This is a genomic window from Dactylosporangium sp. NPDC051087 (assembly GCF_055586325.1).
In genome coordinates, this window is record NZ_JBVJIJ010000009.1 from 241,641 (window position 1) to 259,527 (window position 17,887).

Sequence of the window (17,887 nt, forward strand, 5' to 3'; positions counted from 1 at the left end):
GCCGGGGCCGGCCGCCCGGGGGTGGTCCGGGCGGCCGGCGACTCGGTCAGTGGCAGGAGCCGGTGCCACTGTCGCTGTAGGACTGACCCGCGACCGGCACGAACTGCCAGTCGTAGGTGTTGCTGTGCAGGGTGAACTTCAGCACGCCGTAGGCGGAGCTGTTGCGGGCCTCGCTGTTGGGCTGGATCGTGCCGAACGCGTAGTGGCTCGCGCCACCCATGCCGGCGACCCAGGTGCGCAGCCCGCGGGCGTTGTCGAGACCGCCGTTGGGGTTCATCGGGGCGAAGCGCTCGTAGACGTGGTTGTGACCCCACAGCACGACGTCGGCGTTGTAGTCGTACAGCGCCTGGTAGAGCGGACGGGTCGACGTCGACGGAGCGTGGTTGGAGCTGGACGTGAAGAGCGGGTGGTGCCAGTACGCGAGGGTGCACGGCTTGCTGCTGGCCGCGAGGTCCGCGCGCAGCCACTGCTCCTGCGTCGAGCCCGCGGACATGCTGATGTTCGAGTTCAGCGACACGATGTGCCAGTTGCCGAGGTCGAACGAGTAGTACCCACGGCCCGACGGCCCGGCGACGGAGCCGAAGTAGCTGTAGTAGCCCGACGCGCCGGACGTGTTGTAGTCGTGGTTGCCGGGCGACGGCCGCGTGCGCGCCTTGAACCGGCCCCACGTCGGCTCGTAGTACGAGTTGAACTCGCTCGCCGTGCCGTTGTCGTACACGTTGTCACCCAGCGTGTAGACGGTCCCGGGGATGTTGTCGATCAGCGCCGCGGTGGCGCTGTCGCCGGAGCCCGAGTTGGCGATGTCCCCGGCGCCGACGAAGACGGGGTCCCCGCTCGGCGGCGTCGTGGTGCCGGTGGTGATGACGAGCTGCGGGGCGTCGGCGCCGGTCTCCCGCGTGTCGTAGTAGGCGCCGTCGCTGTTCGAAGAGGTCGCGCCGATGCTGAACGTGCCGTTGCCGGACACGAGCGCCTTGACGTCGATCTCGTACCAGCCGTCGCGGCTGACGGAGCCCAGGGTGCCCAGGGTGGCGCCGTCGATCGCGGGCTGGTTGTTCCACGTCGTGCCCGTCTCGGACCACGACGTGTTGCTCACGGCCTTGAACGTGCCGCCGTTGGGGCTGCCGTCGTTGCCGCTGATGGTGCGCAGGCGCAGCTTGGCGGCGGTGACCGTGCCGCTGACGCCGGACACCGTGAACCGCAGGAACATGCGGCGCACCGGTGAGTTGTCCACGACGATCTGCGTCGCGGTGCCGTAGTTGGTCGACGCCGTGTCGCTCTGGACGTACGTGTCGGCGACCGGCGTGAACGTGGCCGTGGCGGCCGACGCGGGTGACGCGGCGGCCACCACGAAGACGGTGGCGGTGGCGGCGACCAGCGTCGCCACCGTCGCCATCGTCACCGGGGGGCGGGTGAGGCGGATGCCCATCCAGAAACCCTTCTCTGGGCGTGTGCAGAAGCGCAAGGAACATAGGGACGCCGAAGGACCGGGCCGGAGCCACAAGGTAAACATATAACGAAATACTTCGATGTAAAGTGTCGTTCACGTTCTGCACACCGGCCGGTCGTCCAAGATCGGTTGCCGGGCGGCCGGGCGGTGGAACACGATGGCGGGCCGTCACCGCAGAGAGGGAACCCGGGTGTATCTGTCGACCGTGTCCATCCCCGTGCCCAAGGGGGACAGACGCCGCCGCCTCACCCTCGTCAGCGGCAATGTGGTCGCCCTCGGCACCGTCAGCCTCATCACCGACGTGTCCGCCGAGATGGTCACCGCCGTCCTGCCGCTGTACCTCGTGCTCGGCCTGCACGTCAGCCCCCTGGCCTACGGCGTCGTCGACGGCGTCTACACCGGCGCCACCGCGGTCCTGCGGCTCGTCGGCGGGTTCGTCGCCGACCGGTTCCGCTCCCGCAAGCTGGTCGCCGGGTTCGGCTACACCCTGTCGGCCGTCGCGAAGCTCGGCCTGCTGCTGGCCGGCCGGTCGGTGCCGGCGATCGGCGCGGTCATCGCCGTCGACCGCTTCGGCAAGGGCGTGCGGACCGCGCCCCGCGACGCGCTTATCACCGCCTCGACCCCGCCGGAGCAGCTGGGCCGGGCCTTCGGCGTGCACCGGTCGATGGACGCCTTCGGCGCGTTCCTCGGCCCGCTCGTCGCCCTCGCCGTCCTCGCCGCCGCCGGCCAGTCCTACGACGCCGTGTTCTTCACGAGCTTCTGCGTCGCCGCGCTCGCCGTGGTCGTGCTGATCCTGTTCGTGCGCGAGCAGCCCGTGGTCCCGGCAGCGGCGGTGGCCGCGCCGAACCTCAAGGAGGCCTTCGGGCTGCTGCGCGACGCGCCCGTGCGGCGCCTCGTGGCCGCCGCGTGCCTGCTCGGTCTCGCCACGATCGGCGACGGGTTCGTCTACCTCATGCTGCAGCGCCGCGAGGACCTGAGCCTCGTGTGGTTCCCGCTGCTGGCCGTCGGCACCAGCCTCGCCTACCTGCTGCTCGCCACCCCGCTGGGGCTGCTCGCCGACAGGGTCGGCCGGCTGCCGGTGGTCATCGGCGGGTACGCCTCCCTCGGCGTCGCCTACCTGCTGCTCTTCGGGCCGATCGGCGGGTGGCCGCTGCTGGTGCTCAGCCTCGCCCTGCACGGCCTGTTCTACGCCGCCACCGACGGGGTGCTCATCGCGTTCGCCGGGCCGGTGCTGCCGGCGAAGCTGCGCACCACCGGGATCGCGCTGATCCAGACCGGCCAGGCGCTCGCGTATCTCGTCTCGTCCGTCCTGTTCGGACTGGCGTGGCAGACCTGGGGGCCCGAAAGCGCCAGCCGGGTCGCCGCGGGCTGGGTCGCGCTCGTCGTGGTCGCCACCATGTTGCTGCTGAGGAGACGAGAGACGCATGTCGAACGGTAAGCGGATCGGCGTCCTCGCCTCGGCCGTCGTCCTGCTGGGCGGCGCCGCGGCCGGCTACACCGCCCTCGCGCGCGACGAACCCGTGAAGGTTGCCGCCGCCGACGAGGCGCCGCTGACGCTCACCCCCGGGCCGCGGCTGCTGACCATCACCGACCGGCACCTCGCCACCGTCGCCGCCGCCGACCCCGGCGGCCCGCGCACCGTGTCCACGATGGAGTGCCTGCGGGTCTACGCCGCCGCCGGCACCGGGGTGTGCCTGCGGCCGCAGAACGCCTGGAGCTACGAGGTCGTCGTCCTCGACGCGCAGCTGCGTCCACATCAGACGGTCGCGGTGCCGGGCCTGCCCAACCGGGCCAGGGTCGCGCCGTCCGGGCACCTGGTCGCGTGGACCGTCTTCGTCGGTGGCGACTCCTACACCAGCAGCGGCTTCTCCACCCGCACCGGCATCCTCGACACCCGCACGGGGACCACCGTCAACTCGCTGGAGGAGTTCTCGGTCGTCCACGAGGGCAGGCCCTACCGCAACGTCGACGTCAACTTCTGGGGCGTCACCTTCGCCGCCGACGACAACCGCTTCTACGCCACGATGTCCACGGCCGGTCGCCGGTACCTGGTCCGCGGCGACCTTGCGGCCCGGACCGTGGAGACGCTGCGGGCCAACGTCGAGTGCCCGTCGCTGTCGCCGGACGGCACCCGGGTCGCGTTCAAGCAGGCGATCGACGCCGACCCGCAGCGCGGCTGGCGGCTGTCGGTGCTGGACCTCGCCACGATGACCGTCACTGAGACCGCGGAGCACGCGAGCGTCGACGACCAGGCCGCCTGGCTCGACGGCGCGACGCTGGGGTACACCCTGCGCCAGGACGACGGCCGCCCCGACGTGTGGTCGGTCCCCGCCGACGGCTCCGGCGCCCCCCGCCTGCTCGTCCCGGGCGCGGAGTCCCCGGCGCCGCTGGCCGGCTGACGGGTACCGTCGCGGCGTGAGAATCCGTCGCACCGCGCCCGCGGTCGCCGTGCTCGCGGCGCTGCTGGCCGGGTCCGCCCCCGCTCCCGCTCCCGCTTTCGCCGAGACGGCGCGGGAACAGCAGTGGTGGCTGGGCACGCTCGGCATCGCCAAGGCGCACCAGGTCGCCAAGGGCGACGGCGTGGTCGTCGCGGTCATCGACACCGGCGTCGACGGCACCCAGCCCGACCTGGCGGGCGCGCTGCTGCCCGGCACCGGCACCAACGGCGTCAGGTCCGAGAAGGGCTGGGACGACCCCGACGGCCACGGCACCCAGATGGCGTCGGTCCTCGCCGGCCGCGGCAGCGGCGTCCTCGGGATCGCCCCGAAGGCCAAGGTCCTGCCGGTCGCCATCCCCATCGGCAACCGCGCGGACAGCGCGTCGGGCGACCTCGCCGACCCGATCCGCTACGCCGCCGACCACGGCGCGAAGATCATCAACATGTCGTTCACCCTCGGCGCCGACGAGCTCAAGCAGCCCGAGATCGACGCCATCGCCTACGCCCGGGCCAAGGGCGCGATCCTCGTCGCCGCCGGCGGCAACCGCCCCCAGGGCGACGACCACGTGCCGCTCCCGGCCCGCTACCCGGGCGTGGTCACCGTCACCGGCACCACCCGCGCCGGCGGCCTCTGGGACGGCTCCATCGCCGACCCGACCGTCGACATCGCCGCCCCCGCGCAGGACATCATCGGGGCCGCCCCGAAGGCCCGCTACCCCTCGGGTTTCGCGATCGGCTCCGGTACCAGCGGCGCGGCGGCCATCGTGTCCGGCCTCCTCGCCCTGATCTGGTCGAAGTATCCGGCCCTGGACGCGGCCAACGTGCTCAACCGCCTCTTCGCCACCGCCCGCGACAAGGGCGCGCCGGGCCGCGACGACGCGTTCGGCCACGGCCTGATCGACCCGTACGCCGCCCTGACGGCGACCGTCGCGCCGGTCACCGCCGACCCGATCGCCCCCTCGTCCGCACCCCCGCCGTCCCCGCCCCCACCGTCCGCCCCCGCCGGCGAGGCCGACGACGGCCCGGGCACCCCCGCGATCCGGGCCGCGGCCGTCGGCGGCGGCGCGGTCCTCCTCGCCCTGCTGCTCATCTTCGGCGTCGCCCGCCCCCTGCTGCGCGCCCCGCGCCGCCGCCGGTCCGATCGATGATGGCCGTCCGGCCGAGGCCGGTTACACCGACCGGACCGAACCCGCGGTCCGGTGTTGGCCTGCCGTGACCGGGCGCCTACGGTGTGCAGTGTCGGAGACTGAGGAGGCGGATCGATGTCCAGCGGCGCCCTCGCCCCCCTGCCGTCGCAGGAGCGGTGGCAGGAACGGGTCCGGGAGGCCCTCGCCGAGACCGGCCCGGGACGGCCGCGGCTGAGCTGGGCACGCCGCGACGAGCACAGCCGCTGGGACCTGCACGGCGACTGCCCGCACTGCGGGGACCACACCTCGAAGCTGGTCAGCGGCGGTGTCGTCGCCGCGGACACGGCGCTGGAGGCGTCGGCGCTGGTCGAGCTGATGATGGCGTGTGCCTGCGACGTCGAGCACCGGGCGGGCCGCCGGGGCTGCGGCGCCGGGCACGGCCAGTACATCACCGTCCCCGGGCCGGGCGCCTGACGTGGCGACCTTCGCGGACGAGGCCGAGCACTACGAGAATCGCCTCGACGAGCTGCGCCGCGGGCAGCTCGCGGCGATCCAGGCGTCGGCGGCCCGCTGGGCGGCGCTCATGACGGCCGTGCTCGGCGTGTTCGGCACCGTCACGTTCGCCGGCGGGCTCACCACCGTCGACCGGCTCGCCGCGCCGTTCGACGTCGTCGCGAAGGTGGTCACCACGCTCGCCGCCGGGTCCGCGGTCGCCGCCGTGGTGCTCCTGGCCCGCGCGGCCGGTGGCCTGCACCTCGACGACCTCGTCTTCCCCAGCGGCCGCACGCTCATGAACCGCGAGGCCCGGCTCGCCGTAGAGGCGCGCGGCCGGTTGCGGACCGGGCGACGGTTCGCGGTCGCCACCGGCGCGCTGGTCCTTGCCGGATCCGCGCTCGTGCTGTGGTGCCCGGCGGCCGCGCCGAGCGCGTCGGAGCTCCTGGTCCGCTTCTCCGACGGTACGGTCTGCGCGGCACCCGTCCGGGTCGGTGACGTGATCACCGTCGGCGGGCGGCCGATGCGCGACGCTCTGGAGATCGTGCCCGTCGGGGCCTGCCCCTGATGAACCACCCCTTCTTCGACGCGGCCACCTACCCGTGGCACCGGCCCGAGGCGGCGGCGTTCCACGAGCTGCTGTACCAGCGGTACGACAAGTCCGCGGACATCGACCTGGTGTACAAGCGGATCGCCGGCGACCTGCCACCGCTGACGCCCGGCGCGGCGAACCACGTGTGGAAGGAGGCGCTGGAGCACTGCGCCAAGCGGCGCCTGCTGGCGACCCTGCACCGGCAGCTGCGCGACGGCGGCGACTTCGGGCAGAACCCGCATGCGGTGGCGGTCCTCGACGCCGTGCACCGGTCGCGGGCGGCCGTGGAGCTCAACCTCCTGCCCGGTGTCCCGGGCCTGGTGGTGCTCGACCGGCTCGAGCTTCGCCGGTACATCCGCCGGCTCGCCCCGGCGGGCAACCCGCTGAAGGTGCTCCTCGTCCGCGGCGAACCGCAGAGCGGCAAGAGCCACGGACGGCACCTGTTCGAGGCCGCGGCCCGCGACGCCGGCGCGAAGTCCGTCTACCTGTGCGACGGGCTCGTCTCCACCGTCGACGACGTGCTGGTCGAACTGTTCGGTGCCTACCGCGCGACCGCCGAGATCCCGCCGCCGGAGTCCACCGACCACGGCTGGTACAAGGCGGCCTGCGGCAAACTGCGGTCGATCGCCGAGAGCAGCGGCCGCGGCCTGTGGATCGCCGTGGACGACCTCGGCCTCACCGAGGACGGCGCCCCGCTGCTGGACCCGCAGATCCGGGCGTTCTTCGACCAGTTCGCGCTGCACCTGGTCAGCGGCGTCTACAAGGACTGGTTCCGGCTGATGCTCATCGACTACCCGGACGGTCCCGTGCCGAGCCGATGGCATCGTGACCTGTGGGCGGAGGACCGCACCGCCCGCGCCGACATCACCGCCGACCACGTCGTCGAGCTCCTGACGACCTGGTCGGTCCAGCGCGGGCGGGTCGCCGTCGAGGAGACCGTCGCCGACCTGGCCGCGAGCATGCTGGTCGCGGTCGACGGCCCCGCCGGCGAGCGCGCCGGCGACGCCACCCGGCTGCCGCAGCTGCACGACCTGCTGGTGGCGAGCCTCGACGAGGACGGGGATCCGGAGTGGACCTGAAGCTGGTCCGCGACTCGGTGCCGGTGACGGAGTTCGCCGCCGCGATCGAGCGCACCGCGCGCGGCGTCGTCCAGGTGACGGTCGAGACCGACGTGTCGCGCTTCCTGTGCACCGGCTGGCTCATCACCGACGACCTGGTCGTGACCGTCGCACGCTCGGTCGCCGTGAACGGCCACATCGAGTGCCGGGTCGGCGACGAGAGCATCCCGGCCGACGTCGTCCACGCCGCCCCGCCGCTGTCGAGGTCGGTGCAGGTGACCGACTGGCGCGACATCGCACTGCTGCGGTTGCGCCGGTCCACGCCCGGAGCGGCGCTGCCGCTGGCGACCAGAGCCCGCCTGCTGAACGAGTCGGTGTACATGATCCACCTTCCGGACGGCGAGCTGCGCGCGGAGCTGTCCGTGGGGCGGCTGGGCGGCGCTGACGCGCCGACACTGGTGCACGACGTCGTGACCGGTCCCGGGTCTTCGGGCGCGCCACTGTTCTCCATGCGCGGCGACGTCGTCGGCATGACGATCGGCGTGACCAGGGCGTCGCTCACGGCCGTGAGATCCGGTGTCACCGTCGGCGGCCTGCTGGACGTGCTGCAGGACGCCCCCTGCTGGGGCGAGATCGTCGAGCATCACGACATGGTCGACTGGGCCGCGGTCAGAGCCCGGCTCCGCGGCGCCGCCCAGGAGCCGCCGACCGGCGGTCTGCTGTGGTGCGCCGTGCGGTGGAGCGTCGACCCGGCCGGCCTGGACCCCGCCGACCGGGACGCCGTCCGGGCGGTCGTCGGCGACCCCGGCGCCGCCCGCTGGGTGCTGCGCGGCGCCGACCGGCAGCGGATCCTCGCCGGTGCCTCGCTCGCCGATCTGCAGGCGGCGCGTGGCACGGACACCGTCGACGATCCACGGCAGCGGGTCATCGACCGGATCCTGGCCGGCCCGCCATTCGCCGTGGACGAGCTGCCCGACGACGTCCTGCCGCTGTGGCTGCAGGCGGTCCGGTGGTTCGCCGGCACCGTGCCGGGCCTGCCGAGCGCCGCCACGGTCAGCCGGCAGCTCGAACGGCGCAGGCTGCGCGGCCGGCTCGCCGCGCTGACCCGCCCGCACTTCTGGGGCAGGCAGGCGGAGCTGCGCACCCTGAGCTCGTGGTACGGCGAGGACGACCCCGGCCCGCTGACCATCACCGGCATCGGTGGCATCGGCAAGTCGTGCCTGGCCGCCCGCTTCGCCGGCGACCTCCCGGCCGACACGGTGATCCTCTGGCTCGACTTCGACCGCGCCGACCTGGCCCCTGACGACGCCGAGTCGGTGCTGGGCGTCCTCGCCCAACAGCTGTCGGTCCAGGCCGACACCGACCCGGAGACCGCCGGTCCGGGACAGGCGGCCGCCGCGGCGTTCGGCGCCGCGCTGACCCGGGCCACCTCCGGCGGACCCGCGCCGCTGCTGGTCCTGGACGGGTTCGAGATCGCGCAGCACGCCGAGCGGCACGGCGAGGTGTGGCGGCTGCTCGACGACGCGCTCGCCGCCGCCCCGCACCTGCGGGTCCTGGTGATCGGCCGCGCCCCGGTCGGCGGGCTGCGCCTGCGGGACCGGGTCGCGCGCGGGATCGTCCTGGCGGGCCTGGACGACGCGGTCGCCGCCGACTGGCTGCGGCAGCACGGCGTCACCGACGCTGACGCCCGCGCGAAGATCGTTGCTACGGCCCGCGGCGTGCCGCTGGTCCTGCAGCTCGCGGAGCGCCTCGTCGCCACCGGCGGCCCCGTCGACGACCTGCCGAAACACCTGGTCGAAGGCTTCCTGTACCGCAGGATCCTGGACAGGGTCGTCGATCCCGAGCTGCAGCCGCTCGCCCGCGACGCCCTCGTGCTGCGCCGGGTGACCCCGGACATCATCGCGGACGTCCTGCACGACAGCATGCCCGCGGGCGCCGACGCCGCGGCCGTGTTCCGCCGCCTGGCGCAGGAGCTGGCGCTCGTCACGCCGGACGGGCACGGCGCACCGGACCTGCTGCTGGAGAGCGGCGACGCGCTCCGCCTGCGTCCCGAGGTGCGCGGCGCGACCCTCGCCCTGCTCGTCCTCGACAACGCCGACCGGGTCCGCGAGATCGACACCCGCGCCGCCGACCGGTACCGCCGCCGTCCCCCGACTGGCGCGACGATCGCGGAGCTGGTGTATCACCTGCTCCGCCTCGACGACGTCCAGGGCGCGACCGAGGTCTGGCGGGACGAGGCGGCCCCGCTGCTGGCCCAGGCGGCCGACGACCTCTCGCCGGTCGCTCGTGACTGGCTCACGCAGCGGCTGATGGCCCGGTCCACGGTCTGGGTGGTGCAGACGGCGGAGGAGCTCGATGCGGTGGACCGCATCAGGAACGCTTACGCCCGGGGCCTGGACCGTCTCGTGCCCGGCATCCTTGCCGAACGCACCGAGCGGAGACCGGACAGCCCTCTGGTGTTCTACGACGCCTGGCAGCTGCACCTGAGCGACCTCGGCGCCGCGCGGCAACTGCTGGCGACCGCTCCGGCGGCGGCCGACACCACGGTCGGCAGGAACCGTACGGTGCTCGCCGCGTGGCTGGCGGCGCGCGCCGGACAGCGGGCGGCGGCGGACGCGCTGCTGGCGACCGTCGAGGCCGAGGACGTCTGGCAGGACACGACCGATCCCGAGCTGATGGCACTGGCCATCTGGGCGGCTCGGGTCCGCCTCGCCGTCGACCTGGCGGCGGAGGAGCGGCTGCAGCGCAGGCTGGACAACGGCGCGGTCGGTCTCCCGCAAGTGCCGGGCGTGTTGCTGCTTCCCGGGCTGGTCGCGACGATCGAACGGATCGCGCCGACGCTGCGATATGACAAGCGACTGACGATTCCGTCCCTCGCGTCCAAGGTCCAGCCGTTCGCCACAGCGGTCGCCAAACGACTGCAGCTTGAATCGACCCGTCGGACGGCGATGGAATTCTGGGCGGAGTCACGGAACCTCGACGTCTGGAGCCTCCCCTCGAGCGAGGACGTCCATCTGACGTTGCTGCATCGACGGAGACTGGCGTTGTCGGTCACGAGCACGGTCCTCGGTCGCGTGTGCGAGCGGGCACTGCACGGAGGGTCGAGCGTCCTGTCGGCGACGGTCGAGGAGATGCTGTTCGCGTTCCGCGGCAACCGCTTCGCCTACCCGGACGGAGACCGCCGGACCATCGCGCTGGACGTGATCGTGGAGCGCGTGGCGGAGCGGTACTCTTCGCTCGACTTCAAAGGGCGGGCCATCGCCGTGCCGGATCCGCTGCGCGAAGTGCTGAGCGTGGTGTCGGGGATTCCCAGCGGACGGGTGTCGGACGCATGACGGACGTGCTGGCAGCGTGGCCGTACCCGTGGACCGATCCCGCGGCGCGGCTGCTGCACAGGACGCTGACGCAGCTGTTCCCCTCGCCGAAGGCGGCGGCCGACGTCGCCGCCCGGGCCGGGATCGAGGTCTGGACGATCGACCTGCAGCAGGCGCCGACCCACGTCTGGAAGGACGTCCTCGAGACGGCGGCCAAGCTCGGCCTGACCCGCGTCCTGGCCGGGACGGTCCGGGACCTCGTGCCGCCCACCAGCCCGGCCCGGCCGCTCATCGACGATCTCCTCCAGGCCCGGCCGGCGATGGTGGACGCCGAGCCGGTCGGGCAGGACGGCGCGCCCAGGTTCGTCACCGCCTCGGACACCGTCACCGATCAGGAGGCGCTGCTGTACCACGACAGCCTGCTGATGCCGATCGGTCAGGTGCCCGGACTGATCGACACCCTGCGGCGGCTCCTCGCGGTCGCGCCGTCGGTGTGCAAGCTCGAGGTCGCGGGCGTGGGCGGTGGCGGGTCGCTCGGCACGGGGCTGCGCGTCGGTCCGCGACGGATCCTGACCTGCTGGCACGTGCTGCACCCGGGCGGCGAAAGGGCGGGCACCGTCACCGCGGACTTCGGCTACGAGGACGACGGCCGCGACGGGGTGCGGGCCTCGACCGCGGTGCGGTGCGACCCGGGCACGATCGTCGGCGACCCCGCCGACGACTGGGCGGTGATCGGCACGACCGGGGAGCTCGGCGACGAGTGGCCCGTCGTGACGCTCGACCCCGGCGTCGCGCCGGTGCTGCACGGTCCCGCGTACATCATCCAGCACCCCGGCGGGGTCAGGAAGCGGCTCGGGTTCGTCCGCAACCACATCTCCCACGTCGACGACCGGGTCGTGCAGTACCTGACCGACACCCAGACGGGCTCGTCCGGCGCGCCGGTGCTGAACGCCGACGGGGTGGTCATCGCCCTGCACCACGCCGGCGGCAGGCCCCAGGAGGTCGCCGGGCGGCCGCCGACGGCCAAGAACGAAGGCATCCGGATCAGCCGGATCCGGCTGGACTGACGGTCAGCCGGTCACGGTGGTGGTGACGGCGGCGGGGACGCCGTTGCGGCAGGTGATCGACATGCGGACCTGCTCCTTCGAGCGCTTGAAGAAGATCTTCGCCGTGGTCGCCGGGCCCTTCTCGACCTTCACGAGCTTGTAGCCCTCCGCCACCGTCCAGGACAGGATCCAGGCGTTGCCGGCGGAGTCGCAGCCCGCGTTGACGGTCCCGCCGACGGAGGTCAGCGTGTGCTCCTCCGTCGGTGGCTGCGGGGGTTCGGTCGTCGGCTCCTCGGTCGTCGGCTCCGGTTCGCCCGGTTCGTCGGCGCCGCCGCCGGAGTTGTCCGAGCCGGAGGTCCGCCCCGGCACGCCCGCTCCGGTCGGGCCGGCGCCGGCGGCGGGGGCGCTGGAGCCACCGGCATCCGGAGCCGGCGTCGGTGAGTCGCTGGTGTCCGCGGCCGGCAGGGCGGCGACCTGCGACGACGGGTGGCCGGCCTTGCCTTCCGCGCCCGGCGGGGAGCCGAACGCCGTCCAGGTCAGCACCGCCGCGACCGACACGATGCCCAGCCCGGCCGCCGCCAGGACCCGCACCCGGGACCGCCCGGGTCGCGGCGCCCGCGGGACGAGGAGCGCGGACGGCTCGCCGTCGACGGCGGGGCCGGCCGCGGCGAGGGCCGGTGCGGACGGCACGACCTGCAGCCCGGCCGCCGCGGCGAGGACCGACGCGACCTGCGGCGCGGTCGGGCGCTGCGCGGGGTCCTTGCGCAGGCAGCGGTGGCAGAGGTCGGCGACCTGCTCCGGGACGCCCGGCGTCGGCGGGAGCGGCTCCGGCGGGACGTACACGTGCGCGGTCAGCACCTGGGTCGTGCTGTCCACGGTCCACGGCAGCTGCCCGGCGATCAGCTTGTACAGGATGACGCCGAGCGCGTAGACGTCCGAGGCGGGCTCGACGGCGTCGTCGGTGAGCCGCTCCGGGGCCAGGTAGGACGGCGTGCCCAGGATCAGCTGCTCGGGTCGGTCGCCGTCGCTGCCGGGGCTGGTCGAGGCGGCGATGCCGAAGTCGACGACCTTCGCCCCGGTGGGCGTCACGATCACGTTCGCGGGCTTGATGTCGCGGTGCACGAGCGACGCGGCGTGCGCGGCGGTCAGCGCGGCGGCGATCTCCGCGCAGATCCGGAACGCGACCCGGGGCTCGACCGGCCCGGCGGCGATCTGCTGCGCGAGCGTCGGACCGGGGACCAGCTCCATCACCACGTACGGGATGACCTGGCCGTCCTCGGTGGCCTCGCCGTAGTCGTGGACCTGGGCGATGTTCGGGTGCGACAGGGTCGCGGCGGTCCTGGCCTCGGCGCGCATCCGGCGCAGCGACTCCGGCTTCGCGGTGTGTGCCCCGTTGAGCATCTTGACCGCGACGGTCCGTCCCAGCACCTCGTCGGTCGCCGCCCACACCACCGCCATCCCACCGCTGCCGAGCTGCTCCTCCAGCCGGTAACGACCACCCAGCACCTGGCCCTGCACGTCCGGCAGCCCTCCAACGCATCGACGCCCACCTTGCACGCCGTATCCTGCGGGACAAACCTCCGCGGCGCCAGTGACCCGTCGGCCGTATTCCGTCTACACCTGGTTAAATCGGGTGAACGCGCAGGTGGCGCCCTCAGTCGACGAGCCCGGCGCGGAACGCGGCGATGGCGAGCTGGACCCGGTTGGTCGTGCCGAGCTTCTCGAACAGGTGCGTGACGTGGCTCTTCACCGTGGCCTCGCTCATGTACAGCCGGGCCGCGATGTCCGCGTTCGGGTGCCCGAGGCCGATCTCGATCAGGACCTGCCGCTCGCGTTCGGTGAGCGGGTCGAGGCGGGCGAGCGCGTCGCGGCGGCGCCGGCCGCGGTCCTCGGCGGTCAGGCGGGTGATCACCTGGCGGGTGACGGCCGGGGACAGCATCGAGTCGCCGGCCGCGGCGAGCCGGACGGCGTGCAGCAGCTCCGCCGGCGGGGTGTCCTTCAGCAGGAACCCGGTGGCGCCGGCCTCCAGCGCGAGCAGCACGTCGTCGTCGGTGTTGAACGTGGTCAGCACGACGACCGCGGGCGGCTCCGGCAGCGCGCGGAGCGCGGTGGTCGCGGCGATCCCGCCGAGGTGCGGCATCCGCAGGTCCATGAGGACGACGTCGGGTCGCAGCCGGGTCACCGCGTCGACGGCGGCGTGCCCGTCGCCCGCGTCCCCGACGACGGTGAGGTCGGCGGCGGTCTCCAGGATCATCCGCAGCCCGGCGCGCACCAGCGCCTCGTCGTCGACGAGCAGCACCGAGATCACCGCTGGGTCGCCTCCGTCCACGGTACGACTGCCGCCAGCCGCCACCCTCCGCCGGCCGGTCCACTGTGCAGGGTGCCACCGGCGAGGCGGACCCGCTCGGCCAGCCCCACCAGTCCCGCCCCGGACCCGGGCAGGTCCAGCGGGGCGCCGCCGGGGCCGTTGGCGACGACGACCTCGACCTGCCCGCCGGCGGCGGCGCGCTCGACGGTGACGGTGACCGGCGCGCCCGGCGCGTGCTTGCGGGCGTTGGTGAGGCCCTCCTGCGCGACCCGGTGGACGACGCGGGCGGTGCCCGCCGGCAGCGGCCCGGCCCGCTCGTCCAGCTCGACCCGCTGCCCGGCCCGCGTCGCGGCGAGCACCAGGCCGGGCAGGTCCGGGAAGTCCTCGCCGGGCGGGGCCGGCGTCTGCAGGACGCCGAGCACGGACCGCAGGTCCTGCAGCGCCTCCCGGGCGGTGACCCGGATCAGGCCCGCGCCCTCCTGGAAGCGGCCGGTGTCGGTCGTGACCTCCAGGGCGCCGGCGTGCAGCGCGATCAGCGACACCTTGTGCGCGAGCACGTCGTGCATCTCCCGCGCGATCCGGGTGCGTTCGGCGGCGCGGGCCCGCTCGTCGCGCAGCAGCCGCTCGGTGTCGGCGTGCTCGGCCCGCTCCTGCCACGACGCCCGCAGTTCGCGCAGCGCCGCCACGTACAGGCCGAGACCGGTGAGCAGGAGCGCGCCGACCGCGGCGAAGACGGCGTCGTCGGCGCCGAGGCGGCCCTCGTCGATCCACGACCAGCCGGCGATCCCCGCCCACCCCGCGATCCCGGCGGCGACCGCGCCGCGGCGGCTCGCGTGGACCGCGCCGGAGTACACGCCGACGAGCAGCGGCGCCGGGTTGCCCGACAGCGCGTAGGCCGCCGACCCGGCGACCGCCGCGAGCCACGGCAGCCGGCGCCGCCACCACTGTGCGGCGCTGCCGGCCACACCCGCGAGCGCGACGACCGGCGCCGGCAGCCCGGACCACGACGCCTTCACCGCGAGGGCGGTCAGCGCCAGGCAGGCGAGCACCAGGGCGCCGTCGGCGACGCCGCGCCGCTGCAGGAGCTTCATGTCTCAGCAGCGTAGACAGCCCGCGGCCGGCCGCCCATGCGTCCGGGGTCGACGGCGGCTCCGACGAAAGTCGCAGACAACCGCCGACCCGGCGGCGATGTCCCGCGGCCGGGTGCCCCGGCAGGCTCGGCACCGTCCCCGCACCGCCCACACCGTCGGAGGTCCCCATGCGCCGTGCCCTGCTCGCGCTCTGTGTCGCCGTGCCGCTGCTGCAGGTGCCGCCCACGGCGGCCTGGTCGGCGCCGCCGGGGTGCGCCGACCCGGCGGAGGCGGCCGCGTTCTTCGACGGCACGCTGCCGCAGCGCCTCGACCGCTTCCACGTCCCCGGCGCGGTCGTCGCCGTGACGGACCGCGACAGGACGCTGTTCGCGAAGGGGTACGGCACCGCCGACGTCGCCCGCGCGGTCCCGTTCGACCCCGAACGGTCGCTGGTGCGGATCGCGTCGGTCACGAAGCTGTTCACGTGGGAGGCGGTGCGGCGCGAGGCCACCGCGGGCCGGCTCGACCTGGACGCCGACGTCAACACGTACCTGCGCGGCTTCTCGGTGCCGGCGACCTTCCCGGAGCCCGTCACGCTGCGGGCGCTGATGGACCACACGGCCGGCTTCGAGGACCGCCTCGTCGGCGTCGGCGCCCGGACCGCCGGGGACGTCGAACCCTTGCAGCGCTACCTCGCGGCGCACATGCCGGCCCGGATCCGGCCGCCGGGCGAGGTCTCGGCCTACTCTAACTACGGCGCCGCGCTCGCCGGGTACATCGTCGAGCGGGTCAGCGGCGAGCCGTACGACCGTTACGTGCGGACCCACATCCTCGACCCGCTCGGCATGGCCCACACCACCGCCACCGAACCGGTGCCCGCGGCGCTCGCCGGGGACCTCGCCGTCAGCTACGACTCCGACGCGGTGCCGCCGAGAGCGATCCCGTTCACGTTCGACCGGATGCCGCCGGACGGCTCGATCAGCGCCACCGCCGCCGACATGGCCCGGTTCGCGCGTTCGCAGCTGGTCGCGCCGCCGGCCCGGTCGTTCGCCGCGGACCCCGCGCTCGGCGGCTGGGCGGGCGGTCTCATGGAACGCTTCCACGACGGCCGCCGGATCCTCATGCACGACGGCTCCTGGGAAGGGTTCCAGAGCGCCCTGATCCTGGTGCCCGGCTGCGACCTCGGCATGTTCCTGTCCGCCAACGGCACCGGCGGCATCGACGCCTTCGGCGAGATCGTCGACGGGTTCTTCGACCGGTTCGCGGCGCACGGGACGGACCCCCCGGCGGCCGCGACCCGGCCGGCGAAGGTGCGCAGATCCGCGCCGGCGGCAGGGTTCTACCAGCCGGCCCGGCACGCGGAGTCCACAGTGGAGAAGCTGACGACGCTGCTCGGCTCGGCCAGGCTCACCGTCGACGCCGCCGGGGTCGTGCACTTCAGGGGCAAGACGTGGCAGCGGCAGCCGGACGGCACGTTCACCGCCGCGGACGGCTCCGACCATCTGGTGTTCCTCACCGGACCCGGCGGGCGCCGGTACGCCGCCACCGACGGCCCCACCCTCGAACTGCTCGACCGGGCCGAGACGCTGCCCTTCAACCTGCTCGTCCTGCTGGGTTTCCTCATCGTCGCGCTCAGCGCCGTGGCCAACCTGCGGCGGCGCCGCACCGGCCTGTCGGGGAGGTGGCGGGTGTCCCGGGCGCTCGCCGCCGGCGCCTGCCTGACCGGCCTCGTGTTCCTCGCCGGGCTGGCCTACGAGGTGCTGTTCGACCCGGGCGCGTTCCTCTACGGCGTACCGGCGGAGTTCACCCTGCTGCTGGCGCTGCCGCCGCTGGTGCTCGCCCTCGGCGCCGCGGCCCTGGCAGGCACGGTCGCCGGCTGGCGGGACCCCGGCGCGCGGGTCGCGGCGAAGGTCCACCAGGTGGTGCTCCTGGCCGGGCTGCTGCCCTTCGGATGGTTCGTGTGGCAGTGGAACCTCATCGGCTGGTCGTATCCCTGACCGCGCCCGGGGGCACGCCGAACGTGCGGCTGAACGCGCGGGAGAACGCGGCCTCCGACGCGTAACCGAAGCGGTGCGCCACCTGCGACAGCGGCTCCGCCGACTGCTGCAGGTGGGTGTGCGCCAGCTGCATGCGGCACTGCGTCACGTACTGCATGACGGGCTCGCCGAGCAGCGCGGTGAAGCGGGCCGAGAACGCCGACCGGGACATCGCCGCCTCACGGGCCAGGGACTCCACGCTCCACGGCTCCTGCGGCGCGCGGTGCATCGCCGCCAGGGCCCGGCCGACGTGCTCGTCGCGCAGCGCCGCGAGCCAGCCCTCGCTCGCCTCGGGCGCGGTGTCGAGCCAGCCGCGGATCGCCTGCACCACCAGGACGTCGGCGAGACGGGTCAGCACCGTCTCGCCGCCGGGGCGCAACGCGGTCGCCTCCGCGGCGATGAGCTGCAGGGTGCTGTGCAGCCAGCCGCCGTCGTCGTCCCAGCCGTCGACGTGCAGGACCTGCGGCAGCTGCGCGACGAGCCGCCGGGCCGGGACGTGGTCGCAGCGCAGCACGCAGTAGGTGACCCGGGTCAGCGCGCCGCCACCGCCGTGCCGCAGCAGCTCGTAGCGCTCGCTGACCCGCTCCACGGGGATGTCGAACAGCGGCACGCCGTCACGGCGGACCTTGTGTCCACTGTGGACGCGGTGCGGGGTGCCGTGCGGGATCAGGGTCAGGCCGCGCGGGCGCAGGGTCCGCGGCGGCTCGCCGTCGACCTCCAGGACCGCCTCGCCGGCGGTGACGACGATCAGCGCCATCAGCCCGTCGAGGGCCGGCACGGCGATGTCCCACGGCGCGGTCAGCTCCGACCGGCAGTACAGCGTGCCGGTCAGCCGCAGCAGGTGCAGCGCCTCGCCCAGGGGGTCGGTCGCCGGCGGGAGGATCGTCGTCGTCACCGCACCATCGTCCAGCATCATGGACGATCTGCAAAGAGTTCCGGTGTTCTGATGATTCAGAATCT

Annotated in this window: 14 protein-coding genes; 9 read left to right on the plus strand and 5 right to left on the minus strand. The window is 74.1% G+C overall.

Annotated features, from left to right (window positions below):
- Window positions 1–46: 46 nt before the first annotated feature.
- Window positions 47–1,426, minus strand: a complete 1,380-nt coding sequence (locus tag ACZ6TV_RS19355) for a CBM96 family carbohydrate-binding protein (RefSeq protein WP_465298573.1) — start codon at window positions 1,424–1,426, stop codon at window positions 47–49.
- Window positions 1,427–1,637: 211 nt separating this feature from the next.
- On the opposite strand from ACZ6TV_RS19355, the gene ACZ6TV_RS19360 reads away from it, so the two are divergent.
- From ACZ6TV_RS19360 to ACZ6TV_RS19395, 8 genes are all read left to right on the plus strand, one after another.
- On the plus strand, window positions 1,638–2,885 hold the full coding sequence (locus ACZ6TV_RS19360; protein ID WP_465298574.1) for an MFS transporter: 1,248 nt from the start codon (window positions 1,638–1,640) through the stop codon (window positions 2,883–2,885).
- Window positions 2,872–3,846, plus strand: a complete 975-nt coding sequence (locus tag ACZ6TV_RS19365; RefSeq protein ID WP_465298575.1) for a hypothetical protein — start codon at window positions 2,872–2,874, stop codon at window positions 3,844–3,846. The genes ACZ6TV_RS19360 and ACZ6TV_RS19365 overlap by 14 nt, the downstream gene beginning before the upstream one ends.
- A 16-nt stretch (window positions 3,847–3,862) precedes the next feature.
- On the plus strand, window positions 3,863–5,032 hold the full coding sequence (locus ACZ6TV_RS19370; RefSeq protein ID WP_465298576.1) for a S8 family serine peptidase: 1,170 nt from the start codon (window positions 3,863–3,865) through the stop codon (window positions 5,030–5,032).
- A 114-nt stretch (window positions 5,033–5,146) separates the two neighbouring features.
- Window positions 5,147–5,485, plus strand: a complete 339-nt coding sequence (locus ACZ6TV_RS19375; RefSeq protein ID WP_465298577.1) for a hypothetical protein — start codon at window positions 5,147–5,149, stop codon at window positions 5,483–5,485.
- A gap of 1 nt (window position 5,486) precedes the next feature.
- Window positions 5,487–6,071 carry a hypothetical protein gene (locus ACZ6TV_RS19380; RefSeq protein ID WP_465298578.1) on the plus strand — a complete coding sequence of 195 codons (585 nt, stop codon included), beginning with the start codon at window positions 5,487–5,489 and terminating at the stop codon, window positions 6,069–6,071.
- Window positions 6,071–7,174, plus strand: a complete 1,104-nt coding sequence (locus ACZ6TV_RS19385; protein WP_465298579.1) for a hypothetical protein — start codon at window positions 6,071–6,073, stop codon at window positions 7,172–7,174. Before ACZ6TV_RS19380 ends, ACZ6TV_RS19385 begins: the two co-directional genes overlap by 1 nt.
- Window positions 7,165–10,488, plus strand: a complete 3,324-nt coding sequence (locus tag ACZ6TV_RS19390; protein ID WP_465298580.1) for a trypsin-like peptidase domain-containing protein — start codon at window positions 7,165–7,167, stop codon at window positions 10,486–10,488. Before ACZ6TV_RS19385 ends, ACZ6TV_RS19390 begins: the two co-directional genes overlap by 10 nt.
- Window positions 10,485–11,534 carry a trypsin-like serine peptidase gene (locus tag ACZ6TV_RS19395; RefSeq protein ID WP_465298581.1) on the plus strand — a complete coding sequence of 350 codons (1,050 nt, stop codon included), beginning with the start codon at window positions 10,485–10,487 and terminating at the stop codon, window positions 11,532–11,534. Before ACZ6TV_RS19390 ends, ACZ6TV_RS19395 begins: the two co-directional genes overlap by 4 nt.
- 3 nt (window positions 11,535–11,537) lie before the next feature.
- On the opposite strand, the gene ACZ6TV_RS19400 is transcribed toward ACZ6TV_RS19395, so the two are convergent.
- The 3 genes from ACZ6TV_RS19400 to ACZ6TV_RS19410 form a co-directional block, all read right to left on the minus strand.
- Complete coding sequence (locus ACZ6TV_RS19400) at window positions 11,538–13,031, minus strand: serine/threonine-protein kinase (RefSeq protein WP_465298582.1); 1,494 nt, start codon at window positions 13,029–13,031, stop codon at window positions 11,538–11,540.
- A 136-nt stretch (window positions 13,032–13,167) separates the two neighbouring features.
- Window positions 13,168–13,821, minus strand: a complete 654-nt coding sequence (locus ACZ6TV_RS19405; RefSeq protein WP_465298583.1) for a response regulator — start codon at window positions 13,819–13,821, stop codon at window positions 13,168–13,170.
- Window positions 13,818–14,912 (minus strand): sensor histidine kinase, encoded by a 1,095-nt coding sequence (locus tag ACZ6TV_RS19410; protein WP_465298584.1) that lies wholly within the window; start codon window positions 14,910–14,912, stop codon window positions 13,818–13,820. The genes ACZ6TV_RS19405 and ACZ6TV_RS19410 overlap by 4 nt, the downstream gene beginning before the upstream one ends.
- Window positions 14,913–15,079: 167 nt before the next feature.
- On the opposite strand from ACZ6TV_RS19410, the gene ACZ6TV_RS19415 reads away from it, so the two are divergent.
- Window positions 15,080–16,888 (plus strand): serine hydrolase domain-containing protein, encoded by a 1,809-nt coding sequence (locus ACZ6TV_RS19415; RefSeq protein ID WP_465298585.1) that lies wholly within the window; start codon window positions 15,080–15,082, stop codon window positions 16,886–16,888.
- On the opposite strand, the gene ACZ6TV_RS19420 is transcribed toward ACZ6TV_RS19415, so the two are convergent.
- Window positions 16,866–17,822 (minus strand): AraC family transcriptional regulator, encoded by a 957-nt coding sequence (locus tag ACZ6TV_RS19420; protein WP_465298586.1) that lies wholly within the window; start codon window positions 17,820–17,822, stop codon window positions 16,866–16,868. The two genes, ACZ6TV_RS19415 and ACZ6TV_RS19420, sit on opposite strands and share 23 nt — an antisense overlap.
- Window positions 17,823–17,887 lie beyond the last annotated feature (65 nt).